Origin of the sequence: Glaciimonas sp. CA11.2 (assembly GCF_034314045.1) — a bacterium.
GTDB lineage: Bacteria > Pseudomonadota > Gammaproteobacteria > Burkholderiales > Burkholderiaceae_D > Glaciimonas.
In genome coordinates this window covers 1,755,996-1,781,892 of sequence record NZ_JAVIWL010000001.1, presented here as the reverse complement: position 1 = coordinate 1,781,892, position 25,897 = coordinate 1,755,996, and the positions used below count along the sequence as shown (strand labels likewise).

Annotated in this window: 20 protein-coding genes and 2 pseudogenes; 7 read left to right on the top strand and 15 right to left on the bottom strand. The window is 49.8% G+C overall.

Annotated elements, in window-relative coordinates:
• Window positions 1-127 precede the first annotated feature (127 nt).
• Entirely contained in the window at window positions 128-1,549 is a 1,422-nt protein-coding gene (gene dnaA, locus RGU75_RS07640; RefSeq protein WP_322234582.1) for a chromosomal replication initiator protein DnaA, read from the bottom strand.
• A 579-nt stretch (window positions 1,550-2,128) separates the two neighbouring features.
• On the opposite strand from dnaA, the gene rpmH reads away from it, so the two are divergent.
• From rpmH to mnmE, 5 genes are all read left to right on the top strand, one after another.
• A complete protein-coding gene (gene rpmH, locus RGU75_RS07635) occupies window positions 2,129-2,263 on the top strand; it encodes a 50S ribosomal protein L34 (RefSeq protein WP_061535510.1) in 135 nt (44 codons plus the stop codon).
• A 23-nt stretch (window positions 2,264-2,286) separates the two neighbouring features.
• Window positions 2,287-2,700: a ribonuclease P protein component gene (locus RGU75_RS07630; protein WP_416186794.1), complete on the top strand. Its 414-nt coding sequence runs from the start codon at window positions 2,287-2,289 to the stop codon at window positions 2,698-2,700.
• Window positions 2,701-2,799: 99 nt separating this feature from the next.
• Window positions 2,800-3,099, top strand: a complete 300-nt coding sequence (yidD, locus tag RGU75_RS07625) for a membrane protein insertion efficiency factor YidD (RefSeq protein WP_322234579.1) — start codon at window positions 2,800-2,802, stop codon at window positions 3,097-3,099.
• Between the two features lie 19 nt (window positions 3,100-3,118).
• A complete protein-coding gene (yidC, locus tag RGU75_RS07620) occupies window positions 3,119-4,807 on the top strand; it encodes a membrane protein insertase YidC (RefSeq protein ID WP_322234577.1) in 1,689 nt (562 codons plus the stop codon).
• 131 nt (window positions 4,808-4,938) lie between these two features.
• A complete protein-coding gene (mnmE, locus tag RGU75_RS07615) occupies window positions 4,939-6,336 on the top strand; it encodes a tRNA uridine-5-carboxymethylaminomethyl(34) synthesis GTPase MnmE (protein WP_322234576.1) in 1,398 nt (465 codons plus the stop codon).
• Between the two features lie 34 nt (window positions 6,337-6,370).
• Here mnmE and RGU75_RS07610 read toward each other — a convergent pair whose 3' ends face one another.
• The 6 genes and pseudogenes from RGU75_RS07610 to RGU75_RS07585 all read right to left on the bottom strand — a co-directional run bounded on the left by RGU75_RS07610 (window position 6,371) and on the right by RGU75_RS07585 (window position 12,321).
• Window positions 6,371-6,634, bottom strand: coding sequence for a hypothetical protein (locus tag RGU75_RS07610; protein WP_322234573.1), 264 nt, complete (start codon window positions 6,632-6,634; stop codon window positions 6,371-6,373).
• 62 nt (window positions 6,635-6,696) lie between these two features.
• Window positions 6,697-7,368: pseudogene (locus tag RGU75_RS07605) on the bottom strand (amino acid ABC transporter ATP-binding protein); the annotation flags it as partial.
• Window positions 7,365-8,033 (bottom strand): amino acid ABC transporter permease, encoded by a 669-nt coding sequence (locus RGU75_RS07600; RefSeq protein WP_322234570.1) that lies wholly within the window; start codon window positions 8,031-8,033, stop codon window positions 7,365-7,367. The gene RGU75_RS07600 and the pseudogene RGU75_RS07605, both read right to left, overlap by 4 nt.
• A 60-nt stretch (window positions 8,034-8,093) precedes the next feature.
• The gene (locus RGU75_RS07595; protein ID WP_322240327.1) at window positions 8,094-8,846 is read right to left on the bottom strand and encodes a transporter substrate-binding domain-containing protein; all 753 of its coding nucleotides are present in this window, start codon (window positions 8,844-8,846) and stop codon (window positions 8,094-8,096) included.
• Window positions 8,847-8,990: 144 nt separating this feature from the next.
• A pseudogene (locus tag RGU75_RS07590) lies at window positions 8,991-9,266 on the bottom strand (IclR family transcriptional regulator domain-containing protein); the annotation flags it as partial.
• A 616-nt stretch (window positions 9,267-9,882) separates the two neighbouring features.
• Window positions 9,883-12,321, bottom strand: a complete 2,439-nt coding sequence (locus RGU75_RS07585; protein WP_322234567.1) for a fused MFS/spermidine synthase — start codon at window positions 12,319-12,321, stop codon at window positions 9,883-9,885.
• A gap of 473 nt (window positions 12,322-12,794) precedes the next feature.
• Here RGU75_RS07585 and RGU75_RS07580 point away from each other — a divergent pair, with 473 nt between their 5' ends.
• Window positions 12,795-13,481 carry a hypothetical protein gene (locus RGU75_RS07580; RefSeq protein WP_322234564.1) on the top strand — a complete coding sequence of 229 codons (687 nt, stop codon included), beginning with the start codon at window positions 12,795-12,797 and terminating at the stop codon, window positions 13,479-13,481.
• Between the two features lie 638 nt (window positions 13,482-14,119).
• On the opposite strand, the gene RGU75_RS07575 is transcribed toward RGU75_RS07580, so the two are convergent.
• The 7 genes from RGU75_RS07575 to gabD form a co-directional block, all read right to left on the bottom strand.
• Window positions 14,120-14,479 carry a hypothetical protein gene (locus RGU75_RS07575; RefSeq protein ID WP_322234562.1) on the bottom strand — a complete coding sequence of 120 codons (360 nt, stop codon included), beginning with the start codon at window positions 14,477-14,479 and terminating at the stop codon, window positions 14,120-14,122.
• A gap of 194 nt (window positions 14,480-14,673) precedes the next feature.
• On the bottom strand, window positions 14,674-15,567 hold the full coding sequence (locus tag RGU75_RS07570) for an SAM-dependent methyltransferase (RefSeq protein ID WP_322234560.1): 894 nt from the start codon (window positions 15,565-15,567) through the stop codon (window positions 14,674-14,676).
• A gap of 280 nt (window positions 15,568-15,847) precedes the next feature.
• Window positions 15,848-16,498 (bottom strand): response regulator, encoded by a 651-nt coding sequence (locus RGU75_RS07565; RefSeq protein WP_322234558.1) that lies wholly within the window; start codon window positions 16,496-16,498, stop codon window positions 15,848-15,850.
• Window positions 16,499-16,911: 413 nt separating this feature from the next.
• Window positions 16,912-18,951 carry a primosomal protein N' gene (locus RGU75_RS07560; protein WP_322234556.1) on the bottom strand — a complete coding sequence of 680 codons (2,040 nt, stop codon included), beginning with the start codon at window positions 18,949-18,951 and terminating at the stop codon, window positions 16,912-16,914.
• Between the two features lie 887 nt (window positions 18,952-19,838).
• Window positions 19,839-20,915 (bottom strand): uroporphyrinogen decarboxylase, encoded by a 1,077-nt coding sequence (gene hemE / locus RGU75_RS07555; protein ID WP_322234554.1) that lies wholly within the window; start codon window positions 20,913-20,915, stop codon window positions 19,839-19,841.
• Window positions 20,916-21,046: 131 nt separating this feature from the next.
• Window positions 21,047-22,216: an MFS transporter gene (locus tag RGU75_RS07550; protein WP_322240324.1), complete on the bottom strand. Its 1,170-nt coding sequence runs from the start codon at window positions 22,214-22,216 to the stop codon at window positions 21,047-21,049.
• A 258-nt stretch (window positions 22,217-22,474) separates the two neighbouring features.
• Window positions 22,475-23,929 carry an NADP-dependent succinate-semialdehyde dehydrogenase gene (gabD, locus tag RGU75_RS07545; RefSeq protein ID WP_322234552.1) on the bottom strand — a complete coding sequence of 485 codons (1,455 nt, stop codon included), beginning with the start codon at window positions 23,927-23,929 and terminating at the stop codon, window positions 22,475-22,477.
• A gap of 313 nt (window positions 23,930-24,242) precedes the next feature.
• Between gabD and RGU75_RS07540 the strand changes: the two genes are divergently transcribed.
• The gene (locus RGU75_RS07540; protein ID WP_322240322.1) at window positions 24,243-24,995 is read left to right on the top strand and encodes a transporter substrate-binding domain-containing protein; all 753 of its coding nucleotides are present in this window, start codon (window positions 24,243-24,245) and stop codon (window positions 24,993-24,995) included.
• 71 nt (window positions 24,996-25,066) lie between these two features.
• Here the strand turns inward: RGU75_RS07540 and RGU75_RS07535 are convergent, their stop codons facing one another.
• On the bottom strand, window positions 25,067-25,894 hold the full coding sequence (locus RGU75_RS07535) for an SGNH/GDSL hydrolase family protein (protein ID WP_322234550.1): 828 nt from the start codon (window positions 25,892-25,894) through the stop codon (window positions 25,067-25,069).
• Window positions 25,895-25,897: the final 3 nt, after the last annotated feature.

Sequence of the window (25,897 nt, the reverse complement as noted above, 5' to 3'; positions counted from 1 at the left end):
GGAGCAGTATTTCGCACTGTAAAAAAACCACACTTGCGCGGACTCTACCATCACTAATCTCCAGGTTATCCACAGGCTGAAAGGCACAAATGTGGATAACTCGCCAACTGCATCATTATTCGTAGCCCTAACCTTTTAAGGTTTGCTCTAAAACGTGCAGTTCGTGGTTGCATTCGGGATTTTTGGTCCGGTCGCCGGCGATTTTGCGTACGGCGTGCAATACAGTGGTGTGATCCCGGCCACCGAAAAGTTCGCCAATTTCTGGCAAACTTTTTTGCGTAAGCTCTTTTGCCAGATACATTGCAATCTGACGTGGCCGCGCAATGTTCGCAGGGCGCTTTTTGGAATACATGTCGGCGACCTTGATGTTAAAGAAATCCGCGACCGTCTTTTGAATATTTTCGACAGAAATTTGGCGATTTTGTACGGAAAGCAAGTCTTTCAACGCGTCTTTGACGATGTCAATGGTGATGTCTTTGCCATGAAAACGTGAGTACGCCAAAATCTTGCGCAGCGCTCCCTCTAGTTCACGGACGTTTGAGCGCAGATGTTTTGCAACAAAAAAAGCAACGTCATCCGAGAAGGTAACGCCTTCAGATGCCGCCTTCTTAAGCAAGATAGCGACACGCATTTCTAATTCCGGTGGCTCAATGGCTACCGTCAAACCGGAGTCAAAGCGCGAAATCAAGCGATCATCCATGCCTGTGATTTCTTTTGGGTAGGTATCACTGGTGATAATGATTTGTTTCTTTGCTGCAATCAATGCTTCGAAGGCGTAAAAGAATTCTTCCTGCGTGCGACTCTTGCCGCCGAAGAATTGAATATCATCAATCAACAACAAATCGAGAGAATGATAGTAACGCTTGAAGTCGTCAAAACCCTTACGTTGGTAAGCGGTCACTACGTCGCGAACGTATTGCTCAGCGTGGATGTAGCGAATCTTGGACGAGGGATTATCCGCTAGAAGCTGGTTGCCGATCGCATGAATCAGATGCGTTTTACCAAGACCGACACCACCATATAAAAACAATGGATTATAGGAAACACCCGGATTATTCGCCACCTGGATCGCTGCGGCACGGGCCAGCTGATTGGCTTTGCCGGTTACGAAACTATCGAAACTTAACTCCGTGTTAATCCGCGATTGGTCGCGACGCGCTATGACGGCGCTCGATTCTGCCTGCGCTTCAGGCATACGATCAAAGTGGTTGCTGCTGCCACCATGTCCAAATGTCGGCGACGAATTCGGATGCGCACCGTCCAGCGCTACCGGCATCGTCGAAACACTTGGTTTGCGGGCAACATTGGTGCGCGGGTCCAGCATGAACTGAACATCAATAGGCGCCTCCCAAAATTCTGCCGCCAACGTCGTGATGCGACTGGCGAATTGTGTTTTGACCCAATCAAGCTTAAATCGATTTGGCGCTGCGATACGTAGCTTGCCATCCTCATAATCAATCGGGGATAACGGTTTTATCCACGCACTAAATTGTTGAGGCGTCAACTCCTGCTCCAACTGAGCGGAGCAACTTTGCCAGAAATTTTCCATGAATCGTCTAAGTGAAAGAATGTGGAAGGAAGATCATTGCGCTCCAGGCCGGACCTTTTAATACCTGCTTTGGATCCTAGCCACAACCATGATCGGGACTTCTGTTCTATACGAACCAATATTTACGTTGGTAAATGTCGGTTCCTGTGTGGCTCTTTTTGCTCTATCGACGGCTGCTTTTACTAAGCGCGCAGTAAATAAGCGAGTGATTAAGTCAGATTCAGCCCATTATAGGGTTCTGAAATATCGCCAATAGAGAGAGCGCATGCCACAATAAGCTTCTATTCTACCCTTGCTGAGGAAAGTTATCCACAGGCACGGCGTTTACTTTCTGCGTTGTCGGGTCAACGCGTTGCGCATCAAAAATACGCTAAGTGATTGACAAACAAGCAGAAAATGCGTTCTAATCCAAGGTTCACCGCACGTTGAATTGCGAGATTGCAAACTTAACTGCTCGAATTGACTGCTCCGACACTGCGTTAAAACAGTAATTCGGTTCGGACCAGCTCGAACGGCTGGCAACGCGCAAAGTGTAAAGATCCGATTTCCGATTTATTTCTGCTGATTAGCGAGACCATAATGAAACGTACTTACCAACCTTCCGTCGTACGTCGTAAACGTACCCACGGCTTCCGCGCACGTATGGCAACCCGTGGCGGCCGCGCTGTGCTGAATGCACGTCGCGCCAAAGGCCGCAAACGTCTAGCAGCTTAAGCCGTATTCTCGGCGCAGCTTGCGTGACAGGCGACCGTTCAGAGAACTCTTCATCGAGTTCTATACTGAGCTTTCCCCGTGACCGACGCATCGTTAAAACGGATGAATTTTCATCCGTTTTTCGTTTGCGCCCAGTCTATAGGACTGCCCATTTTGTTTTGTACACACGCGTCAATCCCTTGCCTGATGCTAAGGCGCGATTAGGCGTAGTTGCCGCAAAACGACTGGCACCGAGAGCTGTTACGCGTAACACCGTTAAACGGGTTACGCGTGAGTTGTTTCGCCTGACATCTTTGCCGCCCATCGACTGTATTGTGCGTTTATCCAAACCGGTAAACACCAAAGCAGGTCCTGCCACGACTGCAAATCTGAAGCGGGAGTTGCGGAGCGAATTAGTCAAATTATTCGCCTCACAATGTATTGTCACCGCCGCTTAATAAATAGGCGACGGACGACAGACGATGGGCACGCGATGCGCATCTTAAGATTCAAAAGTGCTACAAAATAAGATGCCGAAAGAGATGCGGAAAGCAATCATGAAAGCGACTTTACTGTTCCTGTTGCGATGTTACAAATTGGGAATAAGCCCATTTTTGGGCCAGAACTGTCGTTTTTATCCAAGCTGTTCCGATTACGCTGCCGAAGCAATTCGTACACATGGTGCCTTAAAGGGCAGCATTCTGGCCGCCTGTCGGCTGGGAAAATGTCATCCATGGCACGCTGGTGGAATCGATCCGGTACCATCCTCTCCGTCTGCGTCCGCCGCATCCTGTGCATCCTCTGCCAAACCCTCTGCAACTTCCGCTGAACGACCATGCGGATGCAGCCATTCCTGAATCTTAGAGAACTACTCTTATGGATATCAAACGTACCGTCCTGTGGGTTGTATTTTCCCTGTCGCTGCTGTTCCTTTGGGATAACTGGCAACGTCATAATGGCAACGCGTCAATGTTTTTTCCGAACGCGAATCCGACAGCACCTGCTGCGGGCGCTGCCGGTGCTGCCGGCTCCACACCGGTTGCTGGTGCAACGACTCCTGGCGCGGCTGGCAATGACGTGCCACAAACTGCCGGTGTTGCCGGAACCGCTTCACCAGCTAGCGCTGTGCCTGATACGGCAGCCGCTTCAAAAGGCGAAACGATCACCATCACTACCGATGTTGTCAAAGCCGAAATCGACACAATTGGTGGTCAATTAAAGCGCCTCGAGTTGCTCAAACAACGCGACACGGTTGATCCTACCAAGAATCTAGTGTTGTTCGATTCAAGCCCTACGCGCACTTACCTGGCCGACACTGGTTTAATCGGTGGCAACTTCCCCAACCACAAATCAACTTTTGTTGCTTTGCCCGGTGCCCGGTCGTTGGATAATGGTAACCAGGTTCAACTGGTGCTGGAGTCCACGCAGGGTGGCGTCAAGCTGACAAAAACCTTTACATTTAAACGCGGCGATTATGCGATTGATGTGAAACACACGATCACCAACGAAAGCACTGCAGCAATCACGCCTTCGTTGTATCTGCAATTGGTACGTGACGGTAACAAGCCCGAGGGCGAGCAACGCTTCGTCAACACCTTCACTGGTGCGGCAGTCTATACCGAAGCGAACAAGTTTCAGAAATTTGCTTTCGAAAAGATAGAGGAGAAGAAAGCAGAGCATGCAACCAAGTCTAACGACGGCTGGTTCGCTATCATGCAGCACTATTTTGTTTCAGCATTTATTCCACCAGAAAACGCACCACGCGAAATTTTCACCAAAAAAGTTGCTACGAATCTGTATGCAATTGGTAACGTTCTGCCACTCGGCACGATTGCACCGGGTGCCAGCGTCACCATGGATTCACGCTTGTTCTCCGGACCTGAAGAATCGGCTGTGCTTGAGGCCACTGCCCCAGGCCTGGAACTGGTGAAAGACTATGGCTGGCTGACGATCATCGCTAAACCGATTTTCTGGTTGATGACGAAGATCCATAAAGTCCTGGGCAATTGGGGTTGGACCATTATCGCGTTGACAATCATGATCAAGCTATTGTTCTTCCCGCTGTCGGCGGCAAGTTATCGCAGTATGGCAAAAATGAAAAAAGTCACGCCGAAAATGACGGCCATCCGCGAACGTCATAAAGGCGAGCCGCAAAAAATGAATCAGGAAATGATGCAGTTGTATAAAACCGAGAAGATCAATCCACTCGGCGGCTGTCTCCCGATCGTGATTCAGATTCCGGTATTCATTTCTCTATATTGGGTATTGCTCGCCAGTGTGGAAATGCGAAATGCGCCGTGGCTCGGCTGGATTCATGATTTGGCTGCACCAGATCCTTTCTACATTTTGCCGGTTGTGATGGCCATTTCCATGTTCATCCAAACCAAGCTGAATCCGAAACCGCCTGATCCAATGCAAGCTAAAGTGATGATGTTCATGCCGCTGATTTTCTCGGTTATGTTCTTCTTCTTCCCATCGGGTCTGGTGCTCTACTGGATCACCAACAATGTGCTGTCAATTGCGCAGCAATGGGTGATTACCAAAAACATGGAAAGCAAGAGCTAAACCAAAGCAGCGGTACGCTGAGCATGATTGTTAGCGACACACTGTCGTAAAAAAGCCCGTGAATATTGATTCACGGGCTTTTTTGTTTCTGCGAACCACTATCGGCCAAGTATCAAACGTACAATCCATCAATGTCACTAAATTCCTCTCCTATCGCTGCAATTGCTACCGCCCCTGGCCGCGGTGGTATCGGCGTCGTCCGCATCTCCGGCAAACAATTGGGCACAATCATACAAGCCGTCTGCGGCGTGGACGAAGCCCAATTGATGCCACGTCACGCCACCTATCTACCATTCAAAAATGCCGAAGGCGGTATTATTGATCAAGGGCTGGCGATCTATTTTAAAGCGCCACACTCTTATACCGGCGAAGACGTGCTGGAATTGCAAGGTCACGGCGGACCGGTCGTGATGCAGATGTTGCTGGCGCGTTGCCTCGAAGCGGGCCAGGAAATTGATCTGCGCATGGCGGAACCGGGCGAATTTACACAACGCGCCTTTCTGAACGATAAGCTTGATTTAGCGCAGGCAGAAGCTGTTGCCGACCTGATCGAAGCATCCACAGAAGCGGCGGCCAAATCGGCATCCGAATCGCTCTCTGGTGCTTTTTCCAAAGTCATTCATAGTCTGGTGGAGCAGGTTATCAACCTGCGAATGTTGGTCGAAGCGACGCTCGATTTTCCTGAAGAAGAAATCGATTTCCTCGAAAAATCCAATGCACGCGGCCAGTTAGAAAATATCCGTAGCACGCTTGATAATGTCTTCAGTCAGGCCGCCCAAGGCGCATTGCTGCGCGATGGGTTGAATATCGTGCTGGCGGGTCAGCCTAACGTGGGTAAGTCATCACTACTCAACGCGTTGGCTGGCTCGGACGTGGCCATCGTCACACCAATCGCCGGAACCACGCGCGATAAGGTGACAGAAACCATCCAACTCGAAGGCATACCGCTCAACATTATCGATACCGCCGGTATCCGTGATGCAGAAGAGGCCAACGATGAAGTCGAGCGCATTGGTATCGAACGTACCTGGACGGCGGTCGAAAAAGCCGATGTCATTCTGCATATGCTGGACGCCAATCACGGCCCGGCTTTGGCTGACGAGCGAATTGTCGCGCGTTTTCCTCAGGCCGTACCTGTGATTCGAATCTGGAACAAAATCGATGAGTCGGGACATCGTCCGGCAGTCGATCTGATGGGCGATACAACGCACATTTACCTCTCTGCAACAGATAATCTGGGCATGGATCTGCTGCGCATAGAACTACTTCGCATTGCTGGCTGGCAACAAACCGGCGAGTCGCGCTATCTAGCCCGCGAGCGCCACCTGATCGCGCTCAAAGCCGCCCGCGAACATCTGAAGTTCGCCTCGGAACACGCTACTTTAGACAACGCTGTCAGTGATCAATCGCTGGATTTATTTGCCGAAGAGTTGCGATTGGCACAAGATAAACTGAACAGTATCACCGGCGCCTTCACGCCTGACGATTTGTTAGGCGTTATTTTTTCACGATTTTGTATTGGTAAGTAATTGTTCAAGGTTGCCGTAAATCTCGCTTCCTGGACTATAGTTCCGCCGCTTTTCCAATGCTCACCAACATCACCTCTGCGTCCGTAGCAGAAAGGATGAGTTCGTCGTCTTGTGTCGTCAGCAAAACAGCATCGCCGGGTGCCAATCGTGATATGACTTGCGTTGGATGGTCGATATTTAGCCCACCTCGCATTACATACACAACGTTAATCTGATCAAGATGAGGGGCGGGAACGCGAAGCTGACCTGACACCGCGAGACAGATTAACTTGTGCGTGTGCTGTTGTCGTCGGGTCATGACATTAAAATCAGTCGCTGGCCCCGCAGTGAGCGACGAATCCACCTGCTCTTCCCATCAAATTCAAAAATCGGTGCCTTGGCCATCACCACAACAATGTCCGCCACCTCGCGCGCAAAACCCATTTCGTGCGTGACGACCAGCATTGTCATGCCTTCATTAGCGAGCGCCTTCATGACTTGCAACACTTCTCCGACTAATTCTGGATCAAGCGCTGACGTTGGCTCATCGAACAGCATGACTTCAGGCTTCATGTCTAATGCGCGGGCTATCGCAACCCGTTGTTTCTGACCGCCCGATAAGGTCGCAGGCATCGCGTCGGCCTTGTGCGCAAGGCCGACTTTTGCTAATAGTTCACGGGCTAACGTTTAGGCGCTGTGGTTATTCATGCCGTTGAATTTTGCGCGGCCCAACCGTTACGTTTCCCCGTACGGATAAATGCGGGAACAGATTAAACGATTGAAACACCATCCCGACTTGCTCTCTGAGATGGTTAAGATCATGGTTCGAAAGCATCTGGCTATCGCGCAACAGTTTTTTGCCGCAGATTTCAATATCGCCCTCTCTGCTACTTCCAAACCGTTGCAGCAGCGCAGTAAGGTACTTTTCCCTGAGCCGCTCGGCCCGATGATGACGATCACCTGAGAGGGCTTCACTTCAAGATTGATGCCATGCAAAATGCGATTGCCTGAGAATGATTTGGCTAAACCATTTAGTTTGATGATGGATGTCATTGCACTGCCCCTCCAGCTCTTAGATGACGTTCAATCTTTTGCAAGGCCACGATGGTGAGACTGGTTAGCACCAGATATACCAGCGCGATTGCCAAATACACTTCCAGCGAACGATACGAGACGCTGATAATTTTTTGCCCTTCGTGCATCAGGTCGGCGATCGTCAGCAGCGACACTAGCGCCGAGTTCTTGATCAATGCGATGAACTCGTTACCCAAAGGGGGAATCATGCGCACGACGGCTTGTGGCAGAATAATGGTGCGCATTGCCGTGGCGGAAGACATGCCAAGCGAACGGGCGGCTTCCATTTGCCCCTTTTCAATCGATTGAATCGCGCCGCGAACAATTTCCGAAATATAGGCGCCAGAATAAATGCCCAGCCCTAAAATGCCGCAAGCAAAGGCCGGTAGCAGGATATTGAGCTCAGGCAAACCAAAGAACAGCAGAAACAATTGAACCAGCAATGGCGTGCCCCGAATGACCGTGACATAGGTTGTGCATAATCCATAGCGGAGTCGTTTGCTCCGATCAAGTCGCCCCATTCCGACCAATAACCCAAGTACACAACCCATCAGCAGCGACACTGCCGTAATTTCGATCGTGACCAATGCGCCACGCGCCAAATCAGTCCACCCGCTCAGCACTGGTAAAAAATCAAGGCTCAATGGAATTTCTCCTGTATTTCAGTCTGCATTTCATTTGTTATAAATTTGTTTGGCTTGCTGTTATTGCTTGCTGGGCATAACCAACCATTTTTTGACCAATTTGTCATAACTGCCATCCAGCTTCGATTTCTTGAGTGCAGCGTTCAACGCCAGCGTCAATTCCGGCAAGTCTTTCCGCACCGCGAAACCATACAATTCGACGCTGACCTGCTTATCGATGACCTTCAAACTCGGACGTACTTTGACGTATTCCAACGCGGCCGGTTTTCCTGTGACCGCTGCATCGGCGCGTCCGATTTCGACCAGATTAAACATCTCCTGATTTTTCTCGACTTCAACGCGCTGCGCCTGCGGATAGTATTCCTTGAGATAGTTCACCGATTTCGTCCCTACCTGAACCGCGACTTTCTTGCCTTTCAGATCGTCTGGTTTAAGAATGCGGTTGTCGCCGCTCTTGACCACCATGACTAACCCGCCAGGATAGTAAGGGTCCGTCAAATCGACTACTTTACGTCGTTCACTAGTGATATAAATCGCCGAGGCGGCAACATCGAAGCGTTTAGAAATCAATCCCGGAATCAGGCCTTTAAAGTCGATGTCGGTCCATTCGACTTTCTTACCCATTATCTTGGCCAGCGTTTCTATTAATTCGATGTCGAAGCCGGTTCTTTTTCCGTCCTTGAAAAATTCAAAAGGAGGAAAAGTCGAATCGGTAACGACACGAATAACAGCTGGCGATTGGGCGCTAGCCAACGTTGGTACGATAAAATTAACTGCGAATAAAAGTGCGATAAAGAAGCGACGATGATGCATTTTTTCCCCTATAGAAATACCTGTCAATACAACTTTAAGCGCTCGCTGATCGCGATCGCGGTCTTGACCGTCAACCCCAATCAATTTTTGTTGCTGGTCCTCGGCGCGGATGGCAGGCGACATCAATGTGATCGTGCCGACCATGTGATCTGACTTGCTAAAAATGGGCGTACTAATACCCCAAACGCCCATATCGCCCTCTCCTTCACTTACGGCATATCCCTGAGCGCGTATTGTCGATAACTCATCACGTAACCGGCTCTCTTCTTTTGGTTGACCAGATAACTGCACAGCAATGACTTCATCGACTATCGACAGCGGCAAATGCGCCAGCAAGGCTTTGGCGGAGGCACTGCGCAGCAAAGGTTGAGAGCGCCCTTTAGAAAAAGAAGAGCGCAGGGATTGCAGGCTCTCCACCATGTCGAGACACACGACCTGATTATTGACGGCAACCATCAGCCCAACACTTTCGTCACACAGTTTCATCAACTTCTCCATCTCGGTTCGCGCATTGGTGACGAGATAAGAGGTGAGATTGAAGCCCCATGCAAGTTGCACACTGAGTGGACCGGGAGCGTAAAGATTGTCTTGCTCTTGTATTAATTCCCATTTTTTTAGAGGAAGTAGCAGGCGGTATAGCGCCCTTTGCGGTAGTTTTGTTGCTTCCTTCAATTCCTTGACGGTAATCGGTTTTCCGTGCCATGCAATGACTGACAGCACCATTAATGGCCGCTCACGCGTCGCCGCAGCTTTCGGCGATGAAGTGGACGGTTGATTGTCAGGGCCAGGGAGGAAAGTTTCACTCATGCACTAATCATTGACCAAAATTCTCAACTTTCAAAATATTATTCCCAAATAATGGGAGCGCCATATTCCTCAGATCAAAACATCGGCATCAACAAGCGCGCTTCAGCATATTTTGTGTAAGAAAAATAATGAAAAACACTATTACAAGCTTGAGGTATTGGGAAATTTGCTGCGATAAGCCAGTGACTTGCTGGCGATGGCCGGTAATTAAACGACCAACCAATAACGATTAGCGTTTTGGTACTGTACGCAAAAGCGTCAGATTGGCCTCGAACGATCGGTCAGGCGAATTGGCGTTGGCCTTTGGCGTGTTGTATTCCAGCTTTAAGTTGTTATCGGTAGAAATCCATTTCTCACGCTGCACGCTGAAGCGGTTCAACAATGTATCCACCATATTTGGCGATAACAACAGGTCATCGGCAATACTGGCAAAGTGCCGCCCGGCCAATTCACGCACTGACTGGAGCTGCGGTGAAGTGTCGAGCGCAGCCGTGATGGCCGGTGATGCGTGTGACCGGGCAGCATCGTTGGTAGCGATTAAGATCCCCTGACCACCCACTACGTATAGCGACACGTAAGAAAATTCAGCGCGGAGCGTGGCGATGATGGTTAGCAAATCGGTCGACGCCATGTGGTGCAGTTGTACCCATTGCTGCAGAACGCCTTCAGGACGTAACCGTGAGCGCGCCAGTTGATAAAACTCACGGTTATAGAGCGACGCCGCGCCAGCGAACCAGATCGAGGTAATTTCAATACTAATAACGTCATACTTTCTGGGCGTTAGCAATAATAAATTACGACCGTCGGTAATGTGCGTCTGGACCCGCGCCAAATACGACACGCCACCGTTAACACCCGAAAAATAGCGATTAGCCATTGCCACGACATCACGGCTAAGCTCTGCGATATCGATGTGCGCAAATCCGGCGTCATGTAAAACCCGGCTCGTGGCACCAGTGCCGTAACCAATGACAAGGGCGTTGTTTCGCAAATTCTGATGCAACAAAGGTAAGGCAGCAAAGCCTATTTGGGCCTGGACTTCGCCCTTCTTCGCATCGTTTCCCTGAAATTTTCCATTGGTCAGCAATGTGGTCACCACGCCACCATTTATGGCATGGTTGGCGTGACGGGTTACCATGGTTAAGCCGCCATCAATACTTTCAGCGTGATCAATTACAGTGCCCCAGTTTTGCGCGGTAAAGTAGACGTTGGCACCTTTACTCAACGTGTTGTAATCCAGCCGACTCGGGCTGATCAAGATCAGCACGATAACGACCGCCAAGCCCGATCCTAAACGCTGTCGCGTTCTATGTGTGGCAACAGATACGGTGACCACCGCCGCAATCAGGAGCGCACTTCCAGCGACTATTTTGCTCACTACCAAGCCGCCAAGCCATGGCAACAAAACGAAACCGAACAATAAAACGCCCGCGATGTTACCAAGCGTATTGAGCGCCGCGCTCAGCCCGAGCATGGTGATACCACGCCGTGAGGACGTGGACGAAGTAGCAAGGTCCATCGCCAGTGTATAACTTGCGCCAATGCAGACCGTGGGAGGAATCATGACCAGCGCGCACACCAATCCCCGTACGATCTCACGCGATTCAAAAGAAGCGAATGCCGGAATCTGACCAAACCCAATAAACCATACGGGAATCATGTCCCAACCCCACGCTCCCAGCGAAACCGTCGCTGCTAATGCAATCTGGGTCACGGCAAGCCATGCCGGGCGATCAGTGCCAGAGCGTTCCAGTAACCGTCGTCCGCATTCACCGCCGATTGCCAGGCCGACAAGAAAAGTCGCCAACATCAGACCAAATGCATACACACTGTTGCCCGCGACGATGGATAGCAAATGCACGTACACCACCTCAAGCCCGAGGGAAAGTACGCCACCGAGACCCAACGCCACTAACGCACCGGCAAGGATGCCTGAACCGACAGGGACAATGTCTTGATGCTCGCCGGCTTTTGCAGGATGCGTTACATCACTGTTTGGTGTGTTAACAATGGGTAGAGCACGAGATGCCGTATGCAGCTTTTTTGCGAGTTCGAGTGCCGCCAGTGCCACCAACAGATTCAAGATAGCGGCGATGACTGTTGTCATGCGCACCCCAAAAAATGGAATAACCGCGTAACTGGTCAACAGCGCGCCGAGTGCTGCACCTGTCGTGTTGCAAGCGTAAAGCCAGGCCACCGCTTTACCCAAACGGTCACCTAGGGGATTCAGCGCCTGCGCCAATAAAGGAAGCGTGATACCCATCAACACTGTGGGTACCAATAACACCCCCGCACCGAGTCCTACGCGAAGCACTAACAAGCTCGGTGCCTCCGGTGATAAATCGGTAGCCAGCGCCACATAAATCCATTGAATGAAAGAAAATAGTGTTGGTGTGGCGACACAATAAACCCCAATTGCCAACTCGACCAAGGCGTATACCAACACGGGGCGCTTTACCCGCGCAGCAAGTGCGCCTCCAATCAGAGAGCCAATTGCCATGCCGCCCAAAAAAGTTGCTAACACGGTAAAGGTCGCCGCCGCAGTGCTGCCGAACACGAGCGCCAACTCTTTGGCAAAAAGCACCTGATACACCAGCGCGGCTGCACCGGAGATAAAAAACATCAAGCCCATCCGGCGCGACAATCGAAAGTTCAAGTTGGCTGTCATGAAACTGCGTGCATCCTATAGTTGGAAATATCGACGTCGGAGTGTTCCCAACATCATGATCACCGACTTTGCTCTTTTTTCTCGATACAAAAGAGGGAAGGCAAAGTGATAATGCCATAGCAACACGCATTCCTCGCGAGCTTGATTGGATCGCCCTCTTCTTATTCCCCTTACTCCCAAATCTGGAGCAAGAATACGACTACAGCACAGGACTAATAGGGTCGGAACCGCGCTGATTATCCAAGATGGGATGCCGTGATTCTTTGCATCACCCCCCGTAATTACGTACGAACAACTGAGAAAGATGTTTATTTTTAGGAAGCTTAATTGGTGTTTTTCGAAGATTGTGACGCACGATGTTATCCTATCGCTATGGCAAAGATGTTGAACCGCATGGACGGACTATTGTTCCGGATCAACTATCCCTGATAAACAATGCAGGAATAAACGACTAATTTATCGAAAGCAGAAAAATGAAAAAACTTTTTGCAGCTTGCATTGCAGTACTCCTATTAGCCAGTTGCACGACCGGAAACGATTGGCAATCTCAACCGAACGACAGTGGCCTGAGATTTACGGCCAAGGCGCGCTCATACGACGACGTATGGACCGCAGCGATCCGTAGCGTGACACGCAACCTCACAATAATGGATGAAAGCAAGGCTCAGGGCCGCATTCGCGCTCAAAGTAGTTCCGGGTTGATGAGTGGCACAGAAGTGATCAGCGTGACGATATCGCCAGCCGGACGCAATGTGCCTTCTTATTTGATTGAAGTACGAAGCAGTCGGTCGAAAAGCTTGATTTCCGGCCCCGATCAGACCCGTAATATTGTCGCCAGCATCAAAGCCGAATTGGGTGATATGGCTAGCGAAGCACCGGTATCAATCAAGGATTCTCTCAGCCCATCGGAAGAAATCATCACGATGCCGCTACCTGACCGCTCCAGTCAACCAAACACGACCAGTGCAACAAGTACAGTAACTTCAGGCGAAATGGGGGCGCAAGTGGAACGGTTAGCACGTCAGAGCGGCTGCGAGCCGACAATGAGTGCTAAATTAATCGCCAGGACAACGGGTGTTGAGACATATCAAACTTCCTGTCAAAATGGACAACAGGCGCTGTTCAAATGTGAAATGCGCCAATGTCGACGATTGGACTAATTCCAGCTTCAGCTCAACCTAAAGGGGAACCGATTATGAAGGCTACATTCGCTATTTTAGTACTGTGCTCCCTGCTGACTGGTTGTTCAGCGGCCCATTTTCGGTGCGACGATCCCGATGCCCGCCCGGCTTCGTGTAAATAGATAGAAAGTCCGCACTTTATGACTGGTGAAATGGCGTCTTCTTATTCGCATAGCGGGTGTAAGTATCAGCGAGGATGCGTGGGTCGCACCAAAAGACATCGCATGCTTTAAAACGTTGACGTTAAATTTTTAATAACGATCTGGAGTCAATAAATCATTCGCTTAGAGGTTCAAGCCATTTTGATCCCGCATTGCTAGCGGTATTTAGTCGAACGATAAGAGGGAAGAAGTGGGGAGGTGTTTCACCTCCCTGAGAAATTTCTCTACTCCCATTTTCATAGTTTATTTTCAGCAATCTGAATAGTGCATGATCACATGTGACACGTTTCCACTACTCAAGCAATTGTGCCGACTATCGCTGTAATGTGGCGTAACGAAAGACTCTTTTAATACCTGCTATTTGCGCCAGCCTTAGACAGCATATCGACTGCTCTTCGCATGATTTTATTTAGCGATGTTTAAGTTTCGTCTTTAACCAGCGCACTCAGCTATCGGCTATGAACCATTTAATTGCTGCCAGCTTCGAGGACCACCGTCGCCGTGGCGATCATCGAACCGCCTTAATACGGCTTCACGCACGGAATCTGAAAGACTGGGATATTTATCACCCTGCTCAATGGCAGCGTATTCCTTGCCAGCTTTTGAAAGATCATCTGAAATGTGAAAGCCAGCAACAAAATCCTGCTCCCATTGCTCGGTAACCTTCTGCACCAGGGCTACGCGTCCGGGATGACTTAAAAGTCCGAACTCGTCGGCCCCGGCATTAATTTTTTGTACGGTCTCGGTCAATCCCTCTTCGGTCGGCGGAGCCTTTGTAAACTCATTGACTGCATGTGAACCACTAGTTTTCGACATTTCACTCTCCTTAAATAAATGGCGCGATGGGAACGCCACTTTTCCAAAAAAACTGTACAGCGATTCGATAAAGCTATTACGTTCCTAGGTTATGAAACCTAATACTAGTGAGCGTCGGGATTGTCGAGATTAAAATAAAATATCTTTTATCCAATACATTACTTTCGACGATTCCCCGTCACTCTACAACAAAGTTAGCTTTCAACTTGTCCGACAGGCAGTGTAAAAAATCGTTCCTGCATTTCTTCCAACCCGAGAGTCTGCAACACTTCTTGCAACCGTTGTATGGGTCGAGCACGCGGTAAATCTTTGTAAGTCGCGATAATTAATTCATTTTTCATGGAATGCTCCCAACCGACAAGCTCTGTCACGTTGACCTGGTATCCATGCGCTTCCAGTTGAAGACACCGTAAAACGTTCGTCACCTGGCTTCCAAATTCACGTGTGTGTAATGGATGCCGCCAAATTTCTGTAAGCGCTTCCTTGCCGAGAGATTTGCCCTTATTTTTCTTCAATACCGCGGCCACTTCGGCCTGGCAACAAGGCACAAGCACCATGAAGCGGGCCTTCTTTTTTAAGCCGAACTGTATTGCATCATCTGTCGCAGTATTACATGCGTGTAATGCGGTCACCACGTCAACGCGCTCGGGGAGCAATCCCGACTCGGTTGAGTCAGCCACGGACAAGTTAAGGAACGACATTCCAGGAAATGCCAATTTGCGTGCTAATTCTTGCGATTTTATAACGAGCTCTTCACGCGTCTCAATGCCGTAAATATGCGAGCCGTCCTTCAACGTCTTAAAAAATAAGTCATACAAAATAAATCCAAGATAGGACTTACCGGCGCCATGATCCACCAGTTGAACACTCGCATGCTCACGTTGGATTTCTTGCAATAAAGGCTCGATAAACTGATAGAGGTGATACACCTGCTTGAGTTTGCGACGACTATCCTGATTCAACTTGCCGTCGCGGGTCAAGATGTGCAACTCTTTTAACAGTTCAATGGATTGACCAGGTCGAATCTCATGCTTGGACTGCGACTGTGATTGACTATTCGATGCGGAATCTTGCTTGATACTATTCATTTAATTCTGATTTCCTGGCTGCTCGATACGACGATTGGACGGTGTTAACCAAGTATAGCGATTTCAGCGAGGGTGAGAGCCAATTTACGCGTCGCCCACCTAGTTGCTTAATTAGTTGCCCACTTTATCGCTTACTTATCCGCTTGCTTATCTACAGTCGCAATCAGTGATCAAGCCTCCGGCACAGGAATTTTTTAAGCTGACACGAACTTGCCTAACTTAACTTATAGACAACCAAAATTCATACCGCATCCATAAAAAATCGTCGGTTAGCAATACATTAAATGAAGTTGTCAGGGGTTATCCCGCCACTTGAATAGCGTCCCAGTTCCACGTCATTACGCAGACCAACTTTTCGCATCGCAGAGGTTTTTTGTAAGGCAATGGTTTTCACACTTTTGTTCAAGCGTAGCGCTATCTCCTGCATTGTATGGCCATCGGCATACATTCTTAATACTTCCGTTTCGCGCTTTGTTGGCATTTGCCCAACCGGACCACCACGCAAAATCTCGCGCACTGATTTACCGATATAGCGCGTGCTATTCGCGGTCCCCTCGATTGCATCCCGGATAGATGAAATTTCATCATTCATATGCAATACAGCGTCAGCGCCGCTTTTTATAATTTGATACAACACGGCTGGCATCATATTCATCGTAAGAACGATTAAACATATCTGCGGATGATGCCGCTTAATGTAGGAAAGTAGTGTCAAACCATCACTCATACGGCGCATCGGCATTGAGATGTCGGTGATTAAAATATCGCATTCAGTATCCTTTAATCGCGCCAGTAACTGATCAGTCGAATTAGCAATTGCGGCCACCGAAAGATCTGCACAGCGATCAATATAGCCACGCACGCCGGCAATAATGACGGGATGATCGTCGGCTAAAATTATCTGTTGTTGTCGCAGTCGGATCTTTCGCATGCTTTCTCCTTAAAATCAAACATTGAAAATCAAAGATCGCTTCGATTTTCCAAATAAATATCAAATGGATAATTTTGTGACTATCCGTTTTAATATTGATTTCCTAGGAACTAAGGTTAGCTATAGATGCGCCTCCGAGATATGAGAACTTTCCCAAAATGAGGGTAACAATTCTGATAATGATGCTTAAGCGGGCAATTTTAAGAAATTTCCGGCCTACTTTGACAACATTTCATACCAAAACGAGACGGTGGCGGGATGAAGCAAGGTACATTCAGTATCGCTTACGCATTTAATCCGGCGGAAAATTGGGATAGGTTGGATGCGAAACGAACGGATAACCGGTGCTCAAGTAAATTGAAGAGTCGATTGAACACTGCATTTTGATATTAATACGACATCATTTATACTCGTTAGATGTCCACCGGATCGACTTCCAGCGACCATTTGGCGCGCGTCTTGATGGTCCGCAAGACAGCCATCCAATCAGTAAGAAAAGCTTGTAAGCCCGGTCTTGAAGGGCATTCAATCAAGAGCTGCGCCCGATCCACATTAGCAACACGCGTCATCGTCATGGGGATCGGATCATTCATCGTAATACCGCCATGCTCCAGGCAGGTTGCGGCCTCTTGCAAAAACGCTATCGCTGTTTCAAGCTCCTTTGCCTCAGCGCGTAATAGCGCTTGATAAATATACGGCGGCAAATGCGCTTGTTGCCGCTCAGCCAAAAGAGAGCTGGCAAAGTGATCATAATCATGCGCGATCACTGCCGAATACAAAGGATGCTGCGGATAACGCGTCTGAATCAACACCTCACTGACGCTGCCACCCTCTTTTTGTGCTGCCCTACCGGCGCGACCGGCAACCTGCATTAGCTGGGCAAACAAGCGCTCACTGGCGCGATAATCATGGGAGAACAAGGCCGTGTCAGGATTCAAAATTCCGACAAGGGTCAGATTTTTGAAATCATGCCCTTTAGCGACCATTTGCGTACCGATCAAAATATCGACCTCGCCCCGATGCACGCTATCGAAGGCGCTTTGAGCGCTGCCTTTGCGACGCGTTGAATCAGCATCAATCCGCAAAACCCGCGCTTCCGGAAACATCGCCTGCAAACCCTCTTCCAGACGTTGCGTCCCGCGCCCCAATGGTTGCAAATCAACATTGCCACAGGTCGGGCAAGACTTGGGGATGCGCAACTCGAGGCTGCAATGATGGCAGCGTAGTCGATGTTCAGGCTTGTGCAACACCATATACGCAGTGCAGCGCGTGCAGTTGCTGACCCAGCCGCAAGCATCACAGGCAATCACCGGTGCGTAACCACGTCGGTTGAGGAATAACAGCGATTGCTCACCACGTTGCAAGCGCAGCTTTAAAGCGCTGATCAACGTAGAGGTCAGACCCTCAATCGGTTTGTCGTGCTCCATATTCACCAGTTTCACAGCCGGCAAAACAGCATTCTTCACTGCGCGTTCACGTAATTCAAGTTTTCGATAGCGCCCTGACTGCGCGTGATGCCAGGTTTCCAGCGAGGGTGTCGCCGAGCCTAGAACGATAGGAATTTTTAACTGGTGTGCACGCCAGACAGCCAGATCGCGAGCCGAGTAACGCAAGCCTTCCTGCTGTTTATAGGATGGATCATGCTCCTCATCAATAACGATCAGGCGTAAATGCGGCAACGACGCCAGCACCGCAAGTCGGGTCCCGAGAATGATGCGGGCTTGCCCTAAATGAGCAGCGAGCCAGTGTCGCATGCGCTCGCCTTCAGCCAGTCCGCTATGCAATGTTGCGACCATGACACCAGGAAATCGCGCACGGATATTGCCCTCTAATTGCGGCGTCAAATTGATTTCAGGAACCAGGATTAAAATTTGGGCAGGATTGTTCTCACCATTACCATGCGACAATATTTTTTCTGCCGCCTGCAAATACACCTCGGTTTTGCCACTGCCGGTAACGCCATACAACAATGTTGGCGCAAAGCCGGTAGCACTGGCAATTGCGTCGGCGGCGCGTTGTTGCGCTGGGTTCAACGGCGGAACATCGATTGGCGTAGCATCGTGCGCAACGCTGACCTGATGTAGTTTCTTTAAGCCGCGGTCAAGCGCAACTGTGGTTAAAGCGCGCAAATTTTTCGGCAAACCCGGCAACGCCACCTCTCCCAATGGACGCTGATAATAATCGGCCGCAAATTGACATAAAGCCAACCAATGAGGCGACAGCGCCGGCAACTGATATCGTACGGCTTGCACATCCTTTAATTTCGCGGCTGGAACCTCACTATGCGCGCTGCTGCCAACGATCATCCCAACCACCTCACGTCGACCGAACGAGAGTTGCACAAGTTGACCTATCTGCGGGCGGGCGTCTGCATCACTCGTTGACTGCCAGCGATAGTCAAAACTGCTGTCAAGGGGGGTGTCAAGGACAACCTGAAGAATGCATTGTTTCACGAAGTTAATGTGAATCCTGAGGAAAGAAGCTAACTGCCGGTTTCATAAGCGCTTTTAAAACTATCCACAGGTTCTGTGGATAACTTTGTGGATAACATCCACTTGACAGCCGCAAACGCAGTATATACGCGGGACTCGATGAATTGCCCAAACTGAGTGCACTAAAAATGACCTTAAAAATCAATGACTTACAAAGTCCTCGATTCACAAAAAATATATTTTTATATTTTTTCCCAACATCCACCGCAACCGATAATTTGTGCACAAGTCCACTATGTTCGCAATAAAAAAGAACCGAACTGAATAAAATTGCAAGCACGAATAGCGCATATCAATATCAAGCTCAAAAAAACTTGATGGCTAACACCGCGACCATCGCATCCAGATATCTTTTCGGTCTTGTGTGCTTACCTCATGCAAAACATGAGGAAACGCGTTAAGTACTGGTTTCATAAGCACTTTTTTTTAGTCACGCAGTGCCTGTGGATAACTTTGTGGGTAACCCTTCTAAAAAAGGTCCTAGCGTCATATCCCGCGCCAGTTCTCACAAATAATCGAAAGTAATTGCAAAAAAAACTTCTTATAATTCAATGACTTACAATTTTAAAAATACGGCAAATTAAAAATATTGATACGCAAAATTTCTGCGATGCAACAAATAATTATTGTGCATAACTAGTCTAATTCGACGCTAAATCTGTGTTAAGGAAAAATATTTCTAGCGTAAAACAGCACCAAACCAGAGCGCTGACTATCGCTAGCCACTAAACCAATATCCTGATCGGGCAATTTAGTCGTTCACAATGTACAAGGAAAGAATGACTGGTTCGCGTAAAAAAGGCGTTCGAAATTTTCAATCCCACACACCCTTGTCTTGACGCTACTTATCAGCGCATCTTACGACTCATCTCGTGCACCGCCTCGACCATCACGGCGACTGATTCCGGCGGTGTGAACTGGGAAATACCATGACCGAGATTGAATACATGTCCATGCCCAGCAGAAGGCGGTCCATAAACCGATAACAAACGACCCACCTCAGCGCGAATCTGTTCAGGATTCGAGAACAGGACCACCGGATCAAGATTGCCTTGTAGCGCTACTTTATGTCCTACGCGAGCGCGCGCCTCGGCCAAATTGACGGTCCAGTCCAGTCCGACCGCATCAGCCCCGATATCCGCGATCTGCTCAAGCCACAAGCCGCCGCCTTTGGTAAAGACGATTGCAGGAATAGGCACACCATCTTTTTCCCGCTTTAACTGACTCATCACCTGACGCATGTAATTTAATGAAAACGACTGGTATGCACCATCTGCAAGCGCGCCACCCCATGTATCAAAAATCATCACAGCCTGCGCACCGGCGTCAATTTGGGCGTTCAGATAGGTTGCCACAGCAGCAGCGTTGATCGCGAGAATGTGGTGCATCAGATCAGGGCGGTTGTACAACATCGTTTTAACCGTGCGGAAATCATCCGAACCGCCGCCCTCAACCATATAACACGCCAGCGTCCACGGACTGCCAGAGAAACCGATAAGTGGAACCTTGCCGTCCAATTCCGTCCGAATTTGCGTCACAGCGTTGAAAACGTAGTCAAGACTGCCCATCTCGGGAGCAGACAATGCCATCACCGCTTTTTCATCCCGTAACGGACGTTCGAACTTTGGCCCTTCGCCATCGGCAAAGAACAATCCCAAACCCATTGCGTCCGGCACTGTCAAAATATCGGAAAATAGAATCGCAGCATCGAGAGGAAACCGATCCAGCGGCTGCATCGTGACCTCGGTGGCATAGTCGGGATTCTTTGCCAGGCCCAGAAAAGACCCTGCGCGCGCGCGCGTTGCGCGGTATTCAGGCAAATAGCGTCCCGCCTGACGCATCAGCCACAACGGCGTGTAATCCGTTGGTTGACGCAACAATGCACGTAGGAATGTGTCGTTCTTAAGAGGGGCAAATTGGGGCATCGAAGGCAATCTCAAGCTTTTGGAATGCGGCATTATCTCATTCTAATCACAGCCTGCGGCATTGATGCTGAGGTTTTCTGATACGTTCACTGACCAGCTAGAAAGGGGATGACCGTCAAATGCTGGCTAAACTAGTCGCCAGCAGTCATTGCCAAACCACTTGTGCGTCCAATAGATGCTGACCACAGCGTAAGGGCGAGCGCCATTAACACCATGACAACGCCGGCATATGGCAACACCGTTAATTGAAAACCGGCCCCAATCGCCATGCCGCCAACCCAGGCACCTGTCGCATTGCCAAGATTGAATGCACCTTGATTCAACGTGGCCGCAAGATTGGGGGCTTCGCTGGCACGATCCACGACTAACACCTGCAACGGCGGTACGATGGCGAAAGCCAGTACACCCCATATGAAAATCGTCACTACCGCTGCAACCGGCGTATGCATGGTGACGGAAAACACGGTCAGCACAATCGCCAGCGCAATCAAAAATCCAATCAAAGAGGGCAACAAACGCCAGTCTGCCAATTTGCCGCCCAGCGCGCTTCCAACGGTTAAGCCAACACCAAAAATCAACAACACCAGCGTTACCGCATGCGGTGTTAAGCCTGTGACATCTTCCAGTATGGGCGTAATGTAGGTGAACACCGAGAACAAACTAGCCGACGCCAGCGCGCTAATTGCCAGCACCATTAATACCTGGCGATCAGCAAGAACCCTAAACTCTTGAAGCAAACTACTTTTTTGCATAACGATCTGCTTTGGCAGCCATGCTGCCAGTGCGATCACCGCCAAGATCCCGATGACCGTTACCGCCCAGAAAGTTGACCGCCAACCCAACAACTGGCCGAGAGCGGTGCCGAAAGGCACGCCCAACACGTTGGCGAGAGTTAGTCCCGCAAACATTAACGCAATCGCCTGCGCCCGCCGATTCGGGGCAACTAGGCCAGCGGCCACAACGGAACCAATACCGAAAAACGCGCCATGACAAAACGCAGTGACTACGCGCGCGACCATTAACACTGTGTAATTTGGCGATAACGCGCACAACACATTGCCGACAATGAACAAACCCATGAGGCTTAACAATGCGTTACGGCGCGGCATGTTAGCGGTAACAATGGCGATAATAGGTGCGCCGATAGTGACCCCAAGCGCGTAGCCGGTGACCAGCATTCCAGCAGCCGGAATCGATACCCCCAGATCCCGTGCCACGTTGGGCAGCAATCCCATAATGACGAACTCAGTGGTACCGATACCAAAAGCGGCAACGGCCAGGGCGAATAAAGGCAAGGACATCATGTGAGGATCAATCTGGAAACGGGGTCACAATGATAAGTAACGCAACTGGAAACAATGATCGCGACCGCCGAAGGCACACCAGGAAATTGGTGTAAGGCACGATTATAGCAACGCAAAAAGATTTCTGCTGCGCACGAAAATATCATTTATGGAGTGGTGCTATATCAACGACATGACCTTGATAAAATGAATCAAAAAAGGATCGACAAATCGATCCCATTTTTTCCGGATTATTAGGATACGTATTTCAACGAATCACATTCCGCCCATGCACAAATACTTGATGACCTGATAGTCTTCGATACCGTATTTCGAACCTTCGCGGCCCAGACCGGATTGCTTGACGCCACCAAATGGCGCGACCTCGGTAGATATCAGGCCGGTATTGATACCGACTATGCCGCTCTCAAGCGCTTCTGCCACGCGCCAGATACGGCCGATATCGCGTGAATAAAAATAGCTGGCTAGTCCGAATTCGGTATCGTTGGCCATCGCCACCACTTCATCGTCAGTGGTAAAGCGAAACAACGGTGCCATCGGGCCAAAAGTTTCTTCACGCGCCACCACCATATCGGAAGTGACATCGGCCAAAATCGTTGGCTCAAAAAAACTATGTCCCAACGCATGACGCTTGCCACCCGCCAGGACGCGCGCGCCCTTGCTTAATGCATCGGCAATGTGCTGCTCAACTTTTTCAACTGCTTTTTGATCAATCAACGGCCCTTGTGTGACGCCCTCTTGTTGACCGTCACCGACTTTCAACTTGGCCACTGCAGCTACCAGTTTCTCCGCGAATGCATCGTACACGCCAGCTTGCACGTACAAGCGGTTGGCGCAGACGCAGGTCTGTCCGGCGTTGCGGTATTTGGACGCCATTGCGCCCTCGACGGCGGCATCCAGATCAGCGTCGTCGAAGACGATGAATGGTGCGTTTCCACCCAGTTCCAACGATAGTTTTTTAATGGTTGGTGCACATTGCTCCATCAACAAACGTCCGACGCCGGTTGACCCGGTGAACGTCAGCTTACGCACAATCGGATTGCTGGTCATTTCTGCACCGATGACACGGGCAGCGCCTGTGACAACGCTAAACACACCCGCTGGAACACCGGCGCGCTCCGCCAGTACTGCCAGCGCCAACGCTGAGAAAGGTGTGGATTCCGCAGGTTTCAGCACCATCGGACATCCCGCAGCCAACGCCGGGCCCACTTTGCGGGTAATCATCGCTGCGGGAAAATTCCAAGGCGTAATCGCCGCGCAAACGCCAATCGGCTCCTTGATCACAACAATACGATTATTTGGCGAGGTCGATGGAATGGTGTCACCGCCAGCGCGTTTACCCTCTTCAGCAAACCATTCAATAAAAGAGGCTGCATAAGTGATTTCACCCTTGGCTTCAGCCAGCGGCTTGCCTTGTTCCAATGTCATGATCAGCGCCAGATCATCCGCATTCGCCAACATCAGATCATTCCATTTACGCAAAACCACGCTGCGCTCTTTGGCCGTTTTACGACGCCATGATTTCCAGGCCGCGTTAGCGGCAGCAATCGCACGTCTGGTTTCGGTCGTACCCATTAGAGGAACCGTGCCGATAGTCTCGCCGGTAGCGGGATTAGTGACAGGAAAAGTCTCACCGTTATCGGCATCGGACCAGACACCGTTGATATAAGCTTGCTGGCGAAATAAAGAAGCGTCTTTTAATTGCAACATAATGAACTCCTGTCAGGAAATGCAGGTGCGTTGCCAGCCGCAATATTAAACATTGCGATCACAACAGCACAAAAGAATAACGTTACCACGACCTTACGTAACGAGTTGGGTCACACCAATTTGCGCAGTAGACAATGCAAAGAGTCAAATAGGAATCGCACAACGCGCTAAAATAGTTTGCATGGTTTTAATTGGCAAGGAACCAGTTGTTTATCTCGCTTTTTTTCTACTTCTTACCTGTCAACGATATGCCCATCACTCCGGAGAGTTTGTGAAAAAAACGTATTTTTACGCACTGACGACATTTACTGCAATGGTTGCCATCTCGCTGTCAGCGTCCGCATTGGCTGCGCCCGATACACCTCCATCACGTCTCGATCAAATTTTGCAGACCGGCAAACTGCGCGTATGCATGACTGGCGACTATAAGCCATTCACGTTTTACAAAACCGACCAGACCTTCGAAGGAATAGATGTTGATCTGGCGCAATCATTAGCAAAAACTCTAGGGGTTCAGGCCCAATTCGTCAAAACATCCTGGTCAACACTCACCAACGACTTTCTGGAAAAATGCGATATTGCGATGGGCGGCGTTTCAGTCACATTTGATCGGCAGAAAAAAGTCTCGTTTTCAGTCTCTCACATGGTCGATGGCAAATCTGCGATTGCACGTTGTACAGATGTGGCGAAATTTCAGTCGCTGGCGGCAATAGACGTTCCCGGGACACGCGCTATTGTCAATCCTGGTGGAACCAATGAGCGCTTTGCCAAGACCCACTTCAAGCAAGCCCAACTCATCGCGCATCCTGACAATGTCACTATTTTTGATCAAATCGTCGCGGGAAAAGCGGACATCATGGTAACCGACGCCAGCGAGACTTTATGGCAGTCAAAATTACATCCTGAGTTGTGTGCAATTAATCCCGACAAGCCACTCCAGTTTGCCGAAAAAGCGTTCATGCTGCCGCGTGGCGACGTGCCATTTAAAGAGTTTGTCGATACCTGGATGCATCAATTGAAAGCCACTGGCGACTACGATCAGATATCAAATCACTGGCTCAAATAGAACATTTTTTGCCCTGCACAGACTTATTTTGAGAACTGCTGCGGACAAGGTAATGCTTAAAAAAAACCGCCTTACTCTGCTCCGTTGGCTGTCGCCACTTCCGACGTTTTTTTACTCCGATATTGTAGACGTGGGGCCACCGCGGCAGCTAACTGGCGCCCCCAAGTCGCAGCACCGATGACCGACGGATGCATCCCATCAAACGCCAGCAAAGCGGGATCGGTCATATTTTTTAAAGTCGGCACGCGTGTCACGTTCATGTGCGGCGACAATTCGACAACGATTTTCTCAGTCGCAATATCCAATTCTTGCGCTTTAAGGCCAAGCACAAAGCGTAACGGTTGCGGCAATGCGGGAAATAAATGGAGCGGCGGTACGCCAGCCACGACGATTAGACGCGGTGATAAATGCAGTTGTAGTTGCAACAAAAGATATTTCAACTCAGCCGCGTAACGACGCCGCGATCGAAACGCTGTGCTGTCATTAACGCCAAATGCTATGAGCACCACATCGACATGTTGCAGCGCCGTTCTTTCGGTAATGCGAGGTAATAAGATTTTGATGGCGCTATGCAACGTCGCCCCATTCTTTCCCATCGCCTGCCATGCAACCGGACGCTCCAACCGTATCGCCAGTGCGGCAGCGAACTGGCCGGTAATGGCCTCATAGTGAGTCGCAACGCCGACGCCAGCTACCGGTGATTCGCCAAAAGACAGTAACTGCAAGGCTGGTGGTCCCGGCTCCGACTGGTTGCTGGCAAATACTTCTGACTTTGCCAAGCCAGTGGTCGGACCGACCGCCTCTGGCAAACGCGGCGTAATCTTGCGCGTACGTCGGCCTTGAAAAATCAGCCAAGGCAACAGCGGCAGCGCTACTAATTCGGGTAACCATCGTCGCACCTG

Bases quoted from the DNA above. Each gene is read 5' to 3' on its own strand.
- dnaA (WP_322234582.1), bottom strand. From the start codon at position 1,549: ATGGAAAATTTCTGGCAAAGTTGCTCCGCTCAGTTGGAGCAGGAGTTG.
- rpmH (WP_061535510.1), top strand. From the start codon at position 2,129: ATGAAACGTACTTACCAACCTTCCGTCGTACGTCGTAAACGTACCCAC.
- yidD (WP_322234579.1), top strand. From the start codon at position 2,800: ATGAAAGCGACTTTACTGTTCCTGTTGCGATGTTACAAATTGGGAATA.
- yidC (WP_322234577.1), top strand. From the start codon at position 3,119: ATGGATATCAAACGTACCGTCCTGTGGGTTGTATTTTCCCTGTCGCTG.
- mnmE (WP_322234576.1), top strand. From the start codon at position 4,939: ATGTCACTAAATTCCTCTCCTATCGCTGCAATTGCTACCGCCCCTGGC.
- RGU75_RS07610 (WP_322234573.1), bottom strand. From the start codon at position 6,634: ATGACCCGACGACAACAGCACACGCACAAGTTAATCTGTCTCGCGGTG.
- RGU75_RS07595 (WP_322240327.1), bottom strand. From the start codon at position 8,846: ATGCATCATCGTCGCTTCTTTATCGCACTTTTATTCGCAGTTAATTTT.
- RGU75_RS07585 (WP_322234567.1), bottom strand. From the start codon at position 12,321: ATGACAGCCAACTTGAACTTTCGATTGTCGCGCCGGATGGGCTTGATG.
- RGU75_RS07580 (WP_322234564.1), top strand. From the start codon at position 12,795: ATGAAAAAACTTTTTGCAGCTTGCATTGCAGTACTCCTATTAGCCAGT.
- RGU75_RS07575 (WP_322234562.1), bottom strand. From the start codon at position 14,479: ATGTCGAAAACTAGTGGTTCACATGCAGTCAATGAGTTTACAAAGGCT.
- RGU75_RS07570 (WP_322234560.1), bottom strand. From the start codon at position 15,567: ATGAATAGTATCAAGCAAGATTCCGCATCGAATAGTCAATCACAGTCG.
- RGU75_RS07565 (WP_322234558.1), bottom strand. From the start codon at position 16,498: ATGCGAAAGATCCGACTGCGACAACAACAGATAATTTTAGCCGACGAT.
- hemE (WP_322234554.1), bottom strand. From the start codon at position 20,915: ATGCCCCAATTTGCCCCTCTTAAGAACGACACATTCCTACGTGCATTG.
- RGU75_RS07550 (WP_322240324.1), bottom strand. From the start codon at position 22,216: ATGTCCTTGCCTTTATTCGCCCTGGCCGTTGCCGCTTTTGGTATCGGT.
- gabD (WP_322234552.1), bottom strand. From the start codon at position 23,929: ATGTTGCAATTAAAAGACGCTTCTTTATTTCGCCAGCAAGCTTATATC.
- RGU75_RS07540 (WP_322240322.1), top strand. From the start codon at position 24,243: ATGGTTGCCATCTCGCTGTCAGCGTCCGCATTGGCTGCGCCCGATACA.